This window comes from Actinomadura sp. (assembly GCF_044508335.1).
GTDB lineage: Bacteria > Actinomycetota > Actinomycetes > Streptosporangiales > Streptosporangiaceae > Spirillospora.
In genome coordinates, this window is record NZ_JBIQHY010000056.1 from 1 (window position 1) to 15,623 (window position 15,623).

Annotated in this window: 15 protein-coding genes and 1 pseudogene; 14 read left to right on the forward strand and 2 right to left on the reverse strand. The window is 71.0% G+C overall.

Annotated features, from left to right (window positions below; all coding sequences use genetic code 11):
• Together ACIWVC_RS19560 and ACIWVC_RS19565 are read left to right on the forward strand one after the other, a co-directional pair.
• Positions 1–1,050: hypothetical protein (locus ACIWVC_RS19560; RefSeq protein WP_396454407.1), on the forward strand; the 1,050-nt coding region annotated here is incomplete at its 5' end.
• A gap of 2 nt (positions 1,051–1,052) precedes the next feature.
• On the forward strand, positions 1,053–1,850 hold the full coding sequence (locus tag ACIWVC_RS19565; RefSeq protein WP_396454408.1) for a hypothetical protein: 798 nt from the start codon (positions 1,053–1,055) through the stop codon (positions 1,848–1,850).
• Positions 1,851–2,115: 265 nt separating this feature from the next.
• Here the strand turns inward: ACIWVC_RS19565 and ACIWVC_RS19570 are convergent, their stop codons facing one another.
• Positions 2,116–2,814 carry a GntR family transcriptional regulator gene (locus ACIWVC_RS19570; protein ID WP_396449704.1) on the reverse strand — a complete coding sequence of 233 codons (699 nt, stop codon included), beginning with the start codon at positions 2,812–2,814 and terminating at the stop codon, positions 2,116–2,118.
• Between the two features lie 100 nt (positions 2,815–2,914).
• On the opposite strand from ACIWVC_RS19570, the gene ACIWVC_RS19575 reads away from it, so the two are divergent.
• The 10 genes and pseudogenes from ACIWVC_RS19575 to ACIWVC_RS19620 all read left to right on the forward strand — a co-directional run.
• Entirely contained in the window at positions 2,915–4,351 is a 1,437-nt protein-coding gene (locus ACIWVC_RS19575) for an APC family permease (protein ID WP_396449703.1), read from the forward strand.
• Entirely contained in the window at positions 4,348–5,244 is an 897-nt protein-coding gene (locus tag ACIWVC_RS19580) for a polysaccharide deacetylase family protein (RefSeq protein WP_396449702.1), read from the forward strand. The genes ACIWVC_RS19575 and ACIWVC_RS19580 overlap by 4 nt, the downstream gene beginning before the upstream one ends.
• Before the next feature lie 15 nt (positions 5,245–5,259).
• Complete coding sequence (locus tag ACIWVC_RS19585) at positions 5,260–6,117, forward strand: polysaccharide deacetylase (protein WP_396449701.1); 858 nt, start codon at positions 5,260–5,262, stop codon at positions 6,115–6,117.
• A gap of 24 nt (positions 6,118–6,141) precedes the next feature.
• Entirely contained in the window at positions 6,142–6,945 is an 804-nt protein-coding gene (locus ACIWVC_RS19590; RefSeq protein WP_396449700.1) for an SDR family NAD(P)-dependent oxidoreductase, read from the forward strand.
• Positions 6,942–7,859 (forward strand): NAD-dependent epimerase/dehydratase family protein, encoded by a 918-nt coding sequence (locus tag ACIWVC_RS19595; RefSeq protein WP_396449699.1) that lies wholly within the window; start codon positions 6,942–6,944, stop codon positions 7,857–7,859. The genes ACIWVC_RS19590 and ACIWVC_RS19595 overlap by 4 nt, the downstream gene beginning before the upstream one ends.
• Positions 7,860–7,867: 8 nt before the next feature.
• Positions 7,868–8,683 (forward strand): hydroxypyruvate isomerase family protein, encoded by an 816-nt coding sequence (locus ACIWVC_RS19600; RefSeq protein WP_396449705.1) that lies wholly within the window; start codon positions 7,868–7,870, stop codon positions 8,681–8,683.
• Positions 8,684–8,697: 14 nt separating this feature from the next.
• Positions 8,698–9,594, forward strand: a complete 897-nt coding sequence (locus ACIWVC_RS19605; RefSeq protein ID WP_396449698.1) for a 2-hydroxy-3-oxopropionate reductase — start codon at positions 8,698–8,700, stop codon at positions 9,592–9,594.
• Entirely contained in the window at positions 9,587–11,278 is a 1,692-nt protein-coding gene (gene gcl / locus ACIWVC_RS19610; RefSeq protein WP_396449697.1) for a glyoxylate carboligase, read from the forward strand. The genes ACIWVC_RS19605 and gcl overlap by 8 nt, the downstream gene beginning before the upstream one ends.
• 67 nt (positions 11,279–11,345) lie before the next feature.
• Positions 11,346–12,473 carry a glycerate kinase gene (locus ACIWVC_RS19615; protein WP_396449696.1) on the forward strand — a complete coding sequence of 376 codons (1,128 nt, stop codon included), beginning with the start codon at positions 11,346–11,348 and terminating at the stop codon, positions 12,471–12,473.
• 129 nt (positions 12,474–12,602) lie between these two features.
• Positions 12,603–12,910, forward strand: a pseudogene (locus ACIWVC_RS19620) (CoA-transferase); the annotation flags it as partial.
• Here the strand turns inward: ACIWVC_RS19620 and ACIWVC_RS19625 are convergent.
• Positions 12,910–13,734: an IclR family transcriptional regulator gene (locus tag ACIWVC_RS19625; RefSeq protein WP_396449695.1), complete on the reverse strand. Its 825-nt coding sequence runs from the start codon at positions 13,732–13,734 to the stop codon at positions 12,910–12,912. The pseudogene ACIWVC_RS19620 and the gene ACIWVC_RS19625 sit on opposite strands and share 1 nt — an antisense overlap.
• Before the next feature lie 215 nt (positions 13,735–13,949).
• On the opposite strand from ACIWVC_RS19625, the gene ACIWVC_RS19630 reads away from it, so the two are divergent.
• Together ACIWVC_RS19630 and ACIWVC_RS19635 are read left to right on the forward strand one after the other, a co-directional pair.
• The gene (locus ACIWVC_RS19630) at positions 13,950–14,675 is read left to right on the forward strand and encodes an MSMEG_1061 family FMN-dependent PPOX-type flavoprotein (protein WP_396449694.1); all 726 of its coding nucleotides are present in this window, start codon (positions 13,950–13,952) and stop codon (positions 14,673–14,675) included.
• Position 14,676: 1 nt separating this feature from the next.
• The gene (locus ACIWVC_RS19635; protein ID WP_396449693.1) at positions 14,677–15,618 is read left to right on the forward strand and encodes a PDR/VanB family oxidoreductase; all 942 of its coding nucleotides are present in this window, start codon (positions 14,677–14,679) and stop codon (positions 15,616–15,618) included.
• Positions 15,619–15,623 lie beyond the last annotated feature (5 nt).

Here is a 15,623-nt window from a genome sequence, read left to right on the forward strand (position 1 = left end):
CTGGGCATCCGCGTGCTGGGGGCGCGCTACCGGTTCCCCGGCAGCCCCAAGGCCGTCGGATGCACCGATACCCAGCAGCTCTACCCAGTCGGCCCGATGGACAAAGCCCGGGCGAAGGCGGCGATCGCGACGCTGCGGCCCACCGGCTGGACGCCGATCGGGCTCGCGCTCCGCGCCGCGGCAAAGGACCTGGGCGCCGGCGAGACGACCCGGCGGATCATCCTGATCACCGACGGCGAGGACACCTGCTCGCCCCCCGACCCCTGCGAGGTGGCCCGCCGGCTCGCCGCCCAGGGCACGCACCTGGTCGTGGACACCCTCGGGCTCACCCTCAGCGACAAGGTCCGGCGGCAGCTCACCTGCATCGCCGCCGCGACCGGCGGGACCTACACCGCCGTCCAGCACCAAGAGGAGCTGACCGGCCGCCTCAACCAGCTCGTCCAGCGCGCCGGCAGCACCTACAACAAGGCCCCGGAGAAGGTCACCGGGACCGCGGGGTGCGCCGACGCGCCCACGCTCGCGCCCGGCGTGTACACCGACCGGGAACGGTTCGGCGAGCACCGCTGGTACCGGGTGCCGGTGGCTCCGGGCCAGGAGCTCCGCGCTTCGGTCAGCGTGTCGCTCGACCGGACCCTGAACCCCGACCACGGCGTTGTGCTGCGCGCGATGTCCGAGGCCGGGCAGGAACTCGTCCGCGGCACCGACGCCGGCAGCGGACGCACCGACGTACAGTCCACCGGCCTGCGCTGGCCGCAACGGCAAGCCGGGGCCGGCGCCTCTGCCTCCCCCGCACCGGACGGCGATGCCGGCGGCACACCGGTCTGCCTGGTGGTCGGCAACTCCTTCTCGGCCCCGGCGGCGGCCCGGACGGCGCCCGGCATGCCGCTGGAGCTGACCGTCGATCTCGTGCCGTCCTCGGACGCGCCGAGCGGACCCGACCTCGGCCGCGGCTGGCTGCTGCTGGTCGTGCTCGCCGGGACCGGCCTGGTCGCCGGCCTGGTCACCGGGTGGCTCGCCCGGTGGCGGGTGGCCGTCTGGAAGGAGAACTGACGATGCGCGCCCTCCTCCTCGCCGCCGGGTCCGCCTGCGCCGCCCTGCCGGCCATCGCCGCACCGGCCGCCGCGGCCCCCTCCCCGAGCCCGCGGCCGACGATCAGCACCGCGGGGACGTCCTTCCTGACCGCGACCACCGTGGAACCGGGGCAGCCGGTCCGCGTGCCCGCCTCGACCGGCGACTACTTGTACTGGTCCTTCGCCGCCGCGGCCGGGCAGACCGGGCGGATCACGGTGACGGTCGCGCTGCCCCCGGCGGCGAGCCGCCACGGCGCCGCGACGTACACCATCGACGTCTTCGACGGGCTGCGCCGCCGCCAGGCGTGCACGGCCGGCCCGCAGAACGCGACTGCGGCGGCCGGCGCCGCGAGCGTCAGGCTCGGCTGCACGCTCCGGCAGGTCCGCGCGTGGGCCGAGCCGTGGTCCGACGACCCGCTGCCCGGCACCTACTACCTGCGGCTCGCGGCGAGCAGCCTGCCCGAGCAGGACCTCGGCCTGCCGATCAGGGCCGACGTGCGGATCACCACGAAGGATGGGGACGCCCGACCGGCGGGCGCGAAGTTGGAGGCGCCGCTCTCCCCCGCCGTCAATCCCGGAACCACGCTCGCCCCGGGCGCCGCGCCGTCAGCGAGTCCCGTGGACTCGGCGCCGAAACCGGCGGATCGCCAGGACTGGTTCTCCTGGCCGTCCAGCCGGTGGTGGTGGACGATCGGCGGCGGTGTCCTCGCCGCCGTCACGGCCGTGGCGGGCTACACCCTCACCCGGCATCCACGCCGCCGATCCTCCTCCCCGCACTGAACCGACCCGGCCCGCGGCCGGGCTGCGAGGCGCCGCTCGGCGTTCCCAGCCGAGCGGCCCGTCAGGCAGACCCGCGATCGGGCGTCTGCAGATGCTCCCGGTGCCCTGACCAGCACGAACCGTCCCATCAACACCAGGAGAACCCCCGGGCCCGTGGAACTGCGACCACCCGACGCGACAGTCGGGCCCAACGGCTGACCCGACGCAGAAGACCAAAAGCCGGTTGGGTCGCTCCGCGGCCCAACCGACCTCGCAAAAAATCGAGCTAGTTCTCCGCCTCGGCGGATCGGGCGTGCTCGAGCATGGCGAGGACCATGCCGATGGCGTGGTCGAGGTGGCGCTCGCAGGCGGCCTGTGCGCGCTCGACGTCGCCGGACGCGATGTCGTCGACGATCTCCTCGTGACTGGTGAGCAGCCCGTCGAGGGACTCGTACTGGGTGGTGACCTCCAGCCTGAGCAGTGTGGACAGCAGGCCGCTGTGCCGTTCGAACGCCTGGTGCAGGCGGCGGTTCTCCGTGAGGCGGCACAGTTCCGAGTGGAAGAGCATGTCGAGCCTGGCGAACTCCTTCTGGTCCATCGCCTCCGCCGCCGCCCTCAACTGGCGGGCCACCTCCCGGAGGCGACCGATGGCGGCCTCGTCGCCCGCCTCGCTGATCATGCGTGCCGCGTAGGTCTCCAGAGCGCATCTGAGCTGGTAGATCTCCTTGACGTCCGCGGGAGTGAGGGCCGCCACGAAGGAGCCGCGGCGAGGCTCGTCGTAGACGAGGCCCTCGGCGCGCAGCTGGGCCAGTGCCTCGCGGACGGGACCTCGGCTGATGCCGAGCTGCCGGGCCATCGCAGCCTCGTTCAGCCGCTGCCCCGGGGCGAAGTCCCCGTTGAGGATCTTCTCCCGCAGCAGCTCGGCGGTGGAGTCAGACAGGGGGGTGGGGTCCGCGAGGGGGGATAGATCGCCGGGCGTTGCCATCGAAGAAGCTCCATTGCGAACTGTTGACAGTTTACCGAAAACGAGTTTAGTGTCCGGCAGCGTCAGCGGCAACTCGGGGAAGTAGAGAGAGGATCCGCAGGTGAGCGAGCACGACGCGAGCAGCGAACGGCTCAAGGAGCTCGGGTATGAGCCGGAACTGGAACGCAGGCTGAGCATCAGACACGTCGTCGGCCTCGCCATGGCCGATGTGTCCCCGACCATGGCCGTCGTCTTCCTGACGGCCGGCGTCTTCCTCATCGGCGGTACGTTCGCCGTCGGCGCCAGCATCATCCAGGGCGCGGTGGTCATACTGATCGCGCTGTGCCTGGCCGAGCTGGCCTCGATGTACCCGATCGCGGGCGGGATGTACTCGCTGGTGCGCAACGTGCTTCCCGGGCCGGTCACCTGGGTGACGATGTTCAACTTCCTCATCCAGGGCATCGTGATCCCGGCCTCGATCGCTCTCGGCGTCGCGCAGTTCGTGAAGAGCCTGGTGCCCGGTCTGGGCATGGCCGACCAGCCACTGGCGCTGATCTTCCTCGGGATCGCCGTGGTCATCGCGCTGACCCGCGTCGACGTGGGCGCGTGGGTCACCATCGTGATGGTGGTGGTCGAGCTGGCGGTGCTGGGGATCATCACGGTCGCCGCGCTCACCGCACCCCAGCAGAGCGTGATCGACGTGGCCGTCCACCCCGTGCACCTGAGCGGGACCGAGCTGACCGGGCTGACGTTCGTGGTCATGCTGGCGACCTTCGCCCCGGCCTTCAACGTCATCAACGGCTACGACGCGGCGCTCGGCTTCTCCGAAGAGCTCAAGGGCGGGGAGCGCAGTGTCGCCAAGGCGGTCATCGTCTCCGCCGCGCTGGCCTGCGTGCTGATCATCATTCCGCTGATCGCCGCCGTGGTCGCCGCGCCGGACCTGAAGGAGTTCCTGTCCGCCGAAACGCCGATCGCGTACTCGGTCGAGGCGGCGCTCGGTTCGGCCGCCACCAAGATCATCGACATCGGGGCGGCGGTGGCACTGTTCAACGCCATGCTGTCCCTGCTCATGTACTTCGGCCGCGCCGTCTACACGACCGGCCGCGACGTCGTGTGGCCCGCACCGGTCAGCCGCCGGCTCGGCCGCCTGAACAGGTTCCAGGCGCCGGCGGCGGGCGTCCTGGTCCTGGCCGTGCCGGCCGGCGTCCTCGTCTTCACCTCCGCGCTGGACTTCCTGATCATCTTCGCCGGCACCGTGATCGCGGCCGTCTACTTCTTCATCGGCTGGGCGGCCCTCGTCAGCCGGATCACCCAGAAGGAGCAGCGGCGGGTCTACCGGATGCCCCTGTGGCCGGTGCCGCCCATCATCGTGATCGGGTTCACCGGGATCGCGCTGGTCAAGCAGGAAGGCCGGTACATTCTCGCCGAGGCCGTCCTGATCGTCCTCGCGTTGGCCGCGTGGGGGCTGTCGAAGCTCTGGACGTCCTCCGCGGACGGCGCCCCGCCCGCCCTCGGCGAGACCAGGAAGGCCCAGCTGCACGGGGACGCGAGGTCATGACCGGCGCCCGACGGCCCGAAGCGCCCACCGGCGGGTGGCTCGCGGGCGCGGCGGCCGCGATGGTCCTCACCTTCGACGTCGACGGGGAGTCCCCGCTGCTGGCCGAGGACGCCCGGTACGCCGAGAACGCGATGCTCATGTCGCACCAGGCGTTCGGCCCGGAGGTCGGAGTCTCCCGGATCCTCCGCCTCCTCGCCGAGTACGAGGTGCCCGCCACGTTCTTCGTGCCCGGTGCGACGGCGGAACGGCATCCCCGGACGGTCGAGGCGATCCTCGCCGCGGGGCATGAGATCGGCCACCACTCCTACCACCATCGTCCGTACGTCGAGATGAGCGAGGCGGAGGAGCGGGAGGACTTCGAGCGGGCGCTGGAGACGCTGGCACGGCTCGGCGCCCACGTGACCGGTCACCGGACGCCGCTGTCCAGCGCCAGCCTCCGCACGTCCGGCCTGGTCGCCTCGCACGGGCTGAGCTACGAGTCCACACTTATGGACGACGACCGCCCCTACATGCTGGACACCGGGAACGGGGACATCGTCGAACTGCCGCCGTCGTGGGCGCTCGACGACTGGCTGCAGTACGTGAACCTGCCCATCGGCGAGTCGTACAGGGTCAAGTCGCCGGCGGAGGTGGTCGCGGGCTGGCGGCTCGAACTCGACGCCCTGCGCGCGGAGGGCGGTCTCGTCGTCCTGACCCTGCATCCGTTCGCGACCGGGCGTGCGAGCCGGCTGCGGGCCCTGGCCGGGCTGATCGAGTACGCGCTGGACGCCGGTGACGTGGCCGTCCTCTCCGCCGCGGAGGTCGCCCGGCGCGCTCGTGCGGACGAATCGCTGCCGCGCCGGTCCCTGGACCGGCTCGACCCCCGCCCTGATCCCGCGGTCTACCCGAGCTGAGCATAAGGAGCGTCCATGGAACCCGCGACCCCCTCCTGGCTCCCGGAGGGCAAGACCACCGCGTTCGCGCTCACCATCCCGGTGGACTGCGAGACCGTCGTGCTGGCCGAGGGCCGCCGCTTCGCGCAGCACCCGCTGCCGATGAGCCACCAGGTGTACGAGATCCAGCGCGGCGTGCCCCGCCTGCTCGGGATGCTCGACGCCCTCGGGATCAAAGCCACCTTCTTCGTGCCGGGATGGACGCTGGAACGCCATCCGCAACTGGTGGAGCCGATCGTCGGCGCCGGCCACGAACTGGCCCACCACTCCTACAGCCACCGTCCCCCGACGGACATGTCCGAGAGCGAGGAGCGCGCCGACTTCGAACGCGCGCTGGAGGTCATGGCCGCGTTCGGTGTGACGCCGGCCGGTCACCGGGCGGCGTACTGGTCCGCCAGCTCTCGGACACTCGACATCGTCGCGGAATACGGCCTGCGCTACGACACGAGCCTGATGGGCGACGACAGCCCGTACCTGGTCCGGCGCCGCGACCGGGACGTGGTCGAGCTGCCGTGCCACTGGATCCTCGACGACTTCGACCACTACGCGTTCCTGCCGCAGCCCCGGATCGGGCGCAACGTCGAGGCGCCGCAGACCGCCGTCGGCATCTGGCGCGCGGAACTCGACGGCCTGCGCCGGTACGGCGGGCTCTACCAGCTGACCTGCCACGCCTTCCTCAGCGGCCGGGCCGGCCGGACGCTGGCGCTGCGCGGGCTGCTCGAATACGCGCTCTCCTGCGGCGACGTCGAGTTCATGACCTGCGGCGAGGCGGCACGCCGCGCCCTCGCGGCCCCTCCGGCCCGCCCCCGGGCCGGCGTCACCGAAACCCAGTGAAAGGAAAGCATGCAGATGAGCCGTATGAAGGGTAGGACCGCCCTGGTCACCGGCGCGAGCTCGGGGATCGGACGCGCCACCGCGCTGCTGCTGGCGCGGGAGGGCGCCGCGGTCGCGCTCGTCGCGCTGCCGGGTGCCGAGCTGGACCGCGCGGCCGAGGAGTGCCGGGCGGCGGGCGCGCGGGTGCTGCCCCTCCCGGCGGACGTCGCGGACTCGGCGGCCGTCGCGGACGCGTTCTCCCGCGCGGAGGCGCTCGGACCGGTCGACGCGGTGTTCAACAACGCCGGCATCTCCATGGTCGTGCCGGTCACGGAGACGACCGACGAGCAGTGGCATCGCCAGCTCCAGGTGAACCTGACGGGCAGCTTCTTCGTGGCGCGGCAGGCGGCGAGGGTGATGGCGCCGCGCCGGCGCGGCGCCATCGTCAGCACCGCCTCGGAGCTCGCACTGACGGGACAGGCCGGGTATGTCGCCTATACCGCTACCAAGGGCGGGATCCTCGCCATGACCCGGGCGCTCGCCGCCGAACTGGCGGCGAGCGGGGTACGGGTGAACGCGGTCTGCCCGGGCGCCATCGACACCCCGCTGCTGCGCGCCGAGTTCGACACGGCCGACGATCCCGCGGCCGAGCGCGCCGAGAACGAGCGGTCGATCGTCCTCGGGCGCCTGGGCAGGCCGGAGGAGATCGCGCAGACCGTGCTCTTCCTCCTGTCCGACGACGCGGCCTATGTCACCGGCGCCCACTACGTCGTCGACGGCGGCCGCACCGGCTGCTTCCCGGTCGGCAGCCTGGCGCGTCCGCAGGAGGACGGAGGGGAGCAGGCATGACGACCACGCTCGTGACCGGCGGGCTCGGCTTCGTCGGAAGGTACCTCGTCCGGCGGCTGGCCGCCGACGGCCACCGGGTCATCTCCTACAACCGCGACTTCTCCGAATCGGACGACCCGTCGGTGGTCGCGGTGCAGGGCGAGTTGTACGACGTCCCGCGGCTGCTGCGGACGCTCCAGGAGTACGAGGTCGAACGCATCGCGCACACCGCCGCCATGTCCCACCCGGAGCTGTCGATCGATCTTCCCATCACCACGTTCACGGCCAACGTCGAGGGCACGCTCCACGTGCTCGAGGCCGCCCGCCTCGCCGGGGTCCGCCGGGTGGTGAACTTCTCCTCCGAATGCGCCTACGGCGACCAGGAGACCCACCTGGTCCAGGAGGAGGGGGCGCATCTCCTCCCCAACACCCCGTACGGGGTCACCAAGGTCGCCACCGAGCTCATGGGGCGGGTCTACGGCCGGCTCTACGGCGTGGACGTCATCTCGCTGCGCATCACCGAGGTCTACGGCCCCGGCAACCCCATGCCGGAGGTGCTCCGGGAGATGATCGCCGCCGCGGTGCACGGCCGGCCGTTCCGGCTGGACGAGGGCGGCGAGCACCGCTTCCAGTTCGTGCACGCCGAGGACGTGGCGCGCGCCGCGCAGGCGGCTCTGGAGGTCGGTGACCACGGGCGCGCGGTCTACAACATCACCGGGGGACGCCAGGTGACGCTGCGGGAGGCGGCGGCGCTCGTCGAGAAGATCCTCGGCAAGGCCGATCTCGCCATCGGCCCCGGCCACATCCCGACACTCGACCGGCAGGGACCGTACGACATCACGGCCGCGAGGGACGAGCTGGGGTACGTGCCGCAGCAGTCCCTGGAGGCCGGCATCGCCTCGTACGCGGACTGGCTGCGGGATCGGCGGTACTAGCCGTGGCCATCGCGAACCCGGCGGGAGCCGGTCTGCGCTTCGACGTCAACTGCTCGATCCTGTTCACCGAGCTCCCGCTGCTCGAACGTCCGGCGGCGGCGAAGGCCGCCGGGTTCGACGCCGTCGAGTTCTGGTGGCCGTTCGACCGGGCGGTCCCCTCCGACCGGGAGGTGGACGCCTTCGTCCGCACGATCGACGATGCGGGTGTCGCCCTGGTGGGGCTCAACTTCGCCGCCGGGAACATGCCGGCCGGCGACCGCGGGCTTCTCTCCGACCCGTCCCATACGGCGGAGTTCACCGACGGCGTTGACATCGCCGTCGACATCGCCCGGCGCACTGGATGCCGGGCCCTGAACGCGCTGTACGGCAACCGCGTCGAGGGGTGCTCTCCCGCGGAGCAGGACGAGCTGGCCGTCGAGAACCTCACGCTGGCGGCACGGGCGGCGGAGCCGGCCGAAGCCGTGGTCCTCCTCGAGGCGCTGAACGCGAAGGAGAACCCGCGCTACCCGCTGCGAACCGCCGCCGACGTCGCCCGCGTCATCGACGTCCTTCCGGCCGGGAACGTACGGTTCCTCGCCGACTTCTACCACCTGGCCATCTCGGGGGAGGCCGCGGCCGAGGTCGTCGCCGCCCACCACGAGCTGATCGGCCACGTGCAGATCGCCGACGTGCCCGGACGCAACCAGCCGGGCACCGGCGGATTCGATTTCGACGAGCTGTTCGGCGCGCTCGGCGCGCACGGCTATTCCGGCTGGGTCGGTCTGGAGTACCGGCCCACCGGGGCGAGCATCGACAGCTTCGACTGGCTGAACGACGGACCGTGAGTCATGGAGGCGAGATGGCGGTCATAGGTTTCATCGGGCTCGGCATCATGGGCGCGCCCATGGCGCGGCACCTGATCCGCGCCGGACATGACGTGCGCGGCTTCGACGTGAACGCCGACGCCGTGGCCGGGCTGGCGGCGGACGGCGGCACCGGCGCCACCTCGTCCGCGGACGCGGTCAGGGACGCGGAGGTCGTCATCACGATGCTCCCCGCCGACCAGCACGTGGAGGCGGTCATCCTCGGGCCGGGCGGAGTCCTGATGCACGCCCGGCCGGGGACCCTGCTCATCGACATGAGCACGGTGAGCCCGCAGACGTCCCGGGCGGTCGCGGCGGCGGGACGCGAACGGGGCCTGCGGGTGCTGGACGCCCCGGTGTCCGGAGGGGAGACCGGCGCGGTCGAAGGCGTGCTGTCGATCATGGTGGGCGGTGAGAAGGACGATTTCGAGGCCGCTCGGCCGGTTCTCGAAGCGTTGGGCAGGACCATCGTCCATGTCGGCGAGCACGGCGCGGGTCAGGTGGTCAAGGCCGCCAACCAGCTCGTGGTCGCCGGGATCATCGCCCTGAACGCCGAGGCGCTGGTCCTCATGGAGGCGGCCGGCGTCGACCCGGAGCCGGGCCTCACGGTGCTGAACGGCGGCCTGGCGGGTTCCACGGTGCTGACCCGCAAGATGTCCGCGTTCCTCAAACGGGACTACACGCCGGGGTTCCGCATCGACCTCCATCACAAGGACATGGGCATCGTGCTGCGGGCGGCGGAGGCGGCGGGCGTGGGACTGCCGCTCGCCGGGCAGGTCTCCCAGCTCGTCGCGGCGGCTCGGGCCGCAGGGATGGGTTCGCGGGACCACTCGGCACTGCTCGAGGTCATCGAGAGGCTCAACGGCCGGACGAAGGAGAACGCACATGCCTGAACTGCCCGCCATGGAGGCCGTCGCCGGCGTCCTGAAGTCCGAGGGGGTCGACACCGTTTTCGGGTGCCCGGGCGCGGCGATCCTCCCGCTGTACGCGGCGTTGCGGACCAGCGGCATCGAACATCTGATCGTCCGGCACGAGGAGGGCGCCACGCACATGGCTGACGGCTGGGCGCGGACCTCGGGCGGGGTGGGCGTCGCGATCGGCACCTCGGGCCCCGCCGGAACCAACATGATCACCGGCCTGTACACCGCGATGGCCGACTCGATCCCGATCATTTGCGTCACCGGCCAGGCCCCGTCCACCAAGCTCCACCAGGAAGCGTTCCAGGCGGTCGACATCGTGCAGATCGCCAAGCCGGTCACCAAATGGGCCGTCCAGGTCAAAGAGGCCGCCCAGGCACCGTGGATCTTCCGGGAGGCGTTCCGGGTGGCCCGGTCCGGCCGGCCGGGGCCGGTGCTCATCGACCTGCCGCTCGACGTGCAGAAGCAGACGATCGCCTGGGACCCGTCGGTGGACGCACCGCTTCCCGTCACGCCCGTGGCGCCCCATCCGCTCCGGGTCCGGCGTGCCCTCGACATGCTCGCGGCGGCCGAGCGACCCCTCATCCTCGCGGGCGGCGGGGTCATCCTCGCCGAGGCGTCCGACGCGCTCCGCGAGGTCGCCGAGATGCTGCAGATCCCCGTCCAGGTGACCCTGATGGGCAAGGGAGCGCTGCCGGACGGCCACCCGCTGCACGCCGGAATGACCGGCATCCAGACCACACAGCGCCACGGCAACGCCGCGTTCCTCCAGGCCGATCTCGTCCTGGCCGTCGGCGCCCGGTTCGGTGACCGGCACACCGGTGATATCGACGTCTACCGCGGGGACCGCACGTTCATTCACGTCGACATCGAGCCCACGCAGATCGGCAAGGTGTTCGGTCCGGACCTGGGGGTGGTCTCCGACGCCCGGTTGTTCCTGGAGGCGCTTCGCGACGCCGCCGGGGAGCGGAGCAGCCACCCGGACCGCTCGGAATGGACCGCACGCGTCGCCGAACTGAGGTCCACGCTGACGCGCAGGGACGACTACGACGACGTCCCGATCAAGCCGGCCCGCGTCTTCAAGGAGATCAATACCGCCTTCGGGCCGGACACCTATTTCGTCACGGCGATCGGGCTCTACCAGATCTGGTCCGGCATGTTCCAGCGGGTGTTCAAACCGCGCCACTACCAGGTCTGCGGACAGGCGGGGCCGCTCGGCTGGGAGATCCCCGCGGCGATCGGCGTGAAGAAGGCCAGACCGGACGCCGAGGTGGTCGGCATCGTCGGGGACTACTCGTTCCAGTTCCTCGTGGAAGAGCTCGCCGTCGCCGCCCAGTACCGGGTGCCCTTCGTTCTGGTGATGCTGAACAACGAGTACCTGGGCCTGATCCGCCAGGCCGAGATCGAGTACGACATGAACTTCGAGGTGGACATCCACTACGACGAGTTCGGCTCGGACAACATCAAGATCATGGAGGCGTACGGGTGCTCCGGCCGCCGCGTACATCGTCCGGACGATATCGCCGGCGCGCTGGCCTGGGCCCGCGAGGAGGCCGTACGGATCGGGCGCCCGGTCCTGGTCGAGATCATGATCGAGCGGGAGGCGAACTCCGTGCGGGGCACGGCCATCGACCGCCTCATCGAACCCGAACCGGTGTGATGGGCCCCGCCGTCGCTCAGAGGGGAGAGGCCGCGGGAGCGGGCCTCTCCCTTCCGGGGGCCGCGTCATGAGCCGCGTCCTCCTGGCTCTCGACAAGTTCAAGGGGTCCCTCACCGCGGCCGAGGCCACGCGCCATCTGATGACGGGCCTGCGCAGGGCCGCCGAGGACGCCGAGCTGATCGGCATCCCCGTCGCCGACGGCGGGGACGGCACCGTCGACGCCGTCCTCGCCGCCGGGTTCGAACGGGTCACCCGCGTCGTCGAGGGACCGACAGGGCGACCGGTGGAGGCGTCCCTCGCCGTACGCGGCGAGACGGCGGTGGTGGAGTCGGCTCAGGCTTCCGGGCTCCTGCGGCTGCAGGACGGACCGGAACCACTGGCGGCGTCGAGTTTCGGGACGGGGCAGCTCATCGACGCGGTGGTCCGCATGGGCTGCCGGCGCGTGATCCTCGGAGTGGGGGGAAGCGCCTGCACCGACGGCGGGGCCGGCATGCTCCAGGCGCTCGGTGCCCGGCTCCGCGACATCGATGGCACCGAGCTCCCGCCCGGTGGCGCGGCGCTGCGCCGGCTCCACGATCTCGATCTTTCCGGTCTGCTCGACATGACCGGCGTCACCGTGCTGCTCGCGACCGACGTCACCGCCCCCTTGCTCGGTCCGGAGGGGGCGGCGCCCGTGTACGGCCCCCAGAAGGGCGCCGGCCCGGAGGACGTCGCCGTCCTCGAGGCGGGCCTCACGCGATGGGCCGAGGTCCTGGAAAGCCGCACCATGGTCGCGTGCGCGGCGGCTCCGGGCGCCGGAGCCGCAGGCGGCATCGGCTTCGCCGCACTCGCCGCGCTCGGTGCGGAGCGCCTCAGCGGGATCGACCTGGTCCTGGATCTCACGGGATTCCGCTCCGCACTGCACGGCGCCTCCCTGGTGGTCACCGGTGAGGGGAGGATCGATGCGCAGACCGCGCACGGCAAGGCCCCGGCCGGGGTGGCGCGCGCCGCCGCACGGGCGGGAGTCCCGACCGTGGCCGTCGCCGGCTCGTGCGCGCTCTCCGACCGGCAGCTGCGCCGGCTGGGGCTGGCGGCCGCCTACACCCTCTCCGGCATCGAGCCTGACCCGCGCGCCTGCCACGAGAACGCCGGCCCGCTCCTGGAGAAGCTCGCCGCCCACATCGCCCGCGACTGGCTGGCGGCCGACGCGCGGTAGTCGCATGGCCGGCGAGCGTTCGCCTCAAATCCATTGACAATCAGCGCCAAAAGCTGGAGGGTTCACATAGTGAAAATATGTTCACTATGTGAATAATGTTGACGGCGTTCGGAGACCCAGCCGCGGAACATGACCGACATCTTGCCGCTGCCCGGGGCGGTGGCGGAGTTGATCCACGACGGCGACACAGTGGCCATGGAGGGGTTCACCCGTCTCATCCCGTTCGCCGTCGCCCGCGAGGTGATCCGCCAGGGCATCACGGATCTCACGCTGGTCCGCATGACCTCGGACGTGATCTATGACCTGCCGCTGTCGATCGGAGATGTCGAGCTCGCCGAGACGACCGACGCCGTGGTCTCGGTACCGGAGGTGTTCAACTGCCGGCTGCAAGGCGGGCGGTTGACGTCGGGTTCCTCGGCGCGGCCCAGCTCGACCGTCAGTGATGGTCGGAGTCGATGGCCAGTTCGGTCACGAGTGTGCTGATCGCGCGGGCGGTCTCGACGACCTGGGGGGCGATCACAGCCCGCAGCTCGGCCTTGTCCAGCGGACGGGCGATGGAGACGTTGATCGCGGCGATGGGACGACCCGCGGCGTTGAAGACCGGGGCACCGATCCCGCGGATGCCGAGGACCATCTCCTCGTCGTTGAAAGAGTAACCGCGGCTGCGGATCAGGTCGAGTTCGCGCATCAGCTTGTCGCGGTCAGTGATGGTGTACTGGGTGACGGCCTCCAGCACCCGGTCTCCGAGGATTTCCTCGATCTCCTCGCGGGGCAGGAAGGCCAGGATCGCGCGCCCCAGCGAGGTGGCGTGCACTGGCAGGCGGCTCCCGACGAAGAGCCGCAGCGCGAGCAGGTCGTCATTGAGCAGTCGCGCGACATAGACCACCTCGGCACCATCCAGCAGCGCCATGTTGACCGTTTCACCGGTGGTCTCGCGCAGTCTCTGAAGATAGGGCCGCGCCATTTCGGGGAGCTCCCGGCTGCTCAGCGCGGCGCGCGCCAGCGAGATCGCCTTGAGTCCTGGGCGGAATGTGCGGGAGCTGGTCTCTTCGAGATAGCCGAGGTTCAGCAGCGTCCGGCAGAAGCGGTACGCCGTCGCGCGGTTGAGACCGGTGAGCGTCGCGATGTCACTCGTGGTCAGCGCCGGGCGTCTCTCATCGAACAGCTCTAGGATCCCGAGGGCGCGCGAGACGGACTGGATGCCGTCCTTTTTACCGATGTCGCCGTCATCAAGCGAATGAGAGTTCGATTTGCGAGCCACAACGTCGATGCTATCGCACGACGGCGACCGCTTCACGCCGGCGATCGGCTCGGAAGCCCAGGAGCCGGTGCCTGACACCCCTGCATCACCCTCTACAAGGCGTAACACGGGCTTCAGGGATGCCCAAGGGACTCTGGGGCGACGCCCGAACCAGTGCCCGCGATGGAGCCGGGACGCATCTTCACCGGACAGCCCCGGGGCGGTATGCTCATCATATGAACGGTGCGTCGGAATATGAGCGACCTTGTATGGCATCTAGCGGGTCCGCCGCCCCAGCTCGCGACGACGCCGCGGCGCCGTGGAAGACTCGCTTCCGGCGGCTCGGCGGCGCGCAGGTGCGCGACCTGCTCGGCGAGCCGGACCCGGAGACGCGGCTGAAGATCCTGGATCATCTCGACCGCAATTGCCGCGCCTTCATCGCCCATGCGCCATTCTGCTGCCTCGCCACGTCGAACGGCGCCGGTGAGGCGGACTGCTCGCCACGCGGCGACTATCCGGGATTCGCGCGAGTGCTGGACGAGAACACCCTCGCCGTCCCCGACCGGCTCGGCAACAAACTCGGTGACTCCTTCACCAACATCGTCGAGAATCCGCACATCGGAATGCTGTTCTTCGTCCCCGGAGCGGTGGAGACGCTGCGCGTGAACGGACGCGCCTACGTCACCGACGACCGCGATCTGCGGACGATGCTCGAACAGGACGGGGTGCGCCCGCAGATGGCCACCGTCGTCGAGGTGGAGGCGGCCTACCTGCACTGCGGCCGGGCGCTCCTGAGGTCCAGGCTCTGGGAACCGGACATGAAGGACCTGGCCGACGAGATCCCGTCCCCCGGAACGTTCTGGGCGGACGCGGCGAAAGCGGCGGGCGCTGCGGAGGCGGCCGGCCTGGACGCGGAGCGCCTCGACCGCCTGTTCGAGGCCGGCTACCAGGAGCTCTACTGAGATGATGCTCCGTGAGGGAGGCCGCCTCCTGACCGTGGTGAGAACGGAGCGGCAGGCCCGCGACATCGTGGCACTCGACCTCACCGACCCGGCCGGCGAACCGCTTCCCGCGTGGGAGCCGGGAGCGCACATCGACGTCCAGCTGGTCACACGGCATCTGCGCCAGTACTCGCTGTGCGGCGATCCCGGTGACAGGAGCCGGTACCGTATCGCCGTCCTCCGGGAAAGGCTGTCGCGCGGCGCCTCGGCCTATGTGCACTCGTTCCTGCGCGTCGGCAAGCGGGTGCGCGTCTGGGAGCCGCGCAACCACTTCGCCCTGGAACCCGCCGAACGCTACGTGTTCCTTGCGGGGGGAGTCGGGATCACGCCGATTCTGCCCATGGTCGTCCAAGCCGACCGGACGGGCGTCCCCTGGAAACTCGCCTACAGCGTCCGGACCCGTGAAGACGCCGCGTTCAGCGACGAGCTGGCCGCGCTGGACGGCGACGTGACCGTCCAGGCCACGAGCACGGAAGGACGGCTGGACCTCCCCACCTATCTCGGACCGGGGGAAGTGGGGACGGCCGTCTACTGCTGCGGTCCCCCCGCCTTCGTCGACGCCGTCCAGGACGCCATGGCCGGCTGGCCGGACGGCGCCCTCCGGGTCGAACGGTTCGTGCCTGCCCCTGTGGATTTCGGGCCCGGCCAACCGTTCACCGCCGTATGCGCCAGTACGGGCAAACGGGTGCGGGTCGACGCCGACGTCAGCCTGATGACCGCGCTGCGACGCGCGAAGGTGCCGGTCCCCGGCGCCTGCCTGCGCGGTACCTGCGGCTCGTGTTGCGTCAAGGTGCTCGCGGGCGTCCCCCAGCACCGCGACGCGATCCTCCCCCCGGACACCATGGACCGCATTCACCCCTGCGTGTCGCGGTCCGCGACACCGGAGATCGTCCTCGACCTCTGAGACCC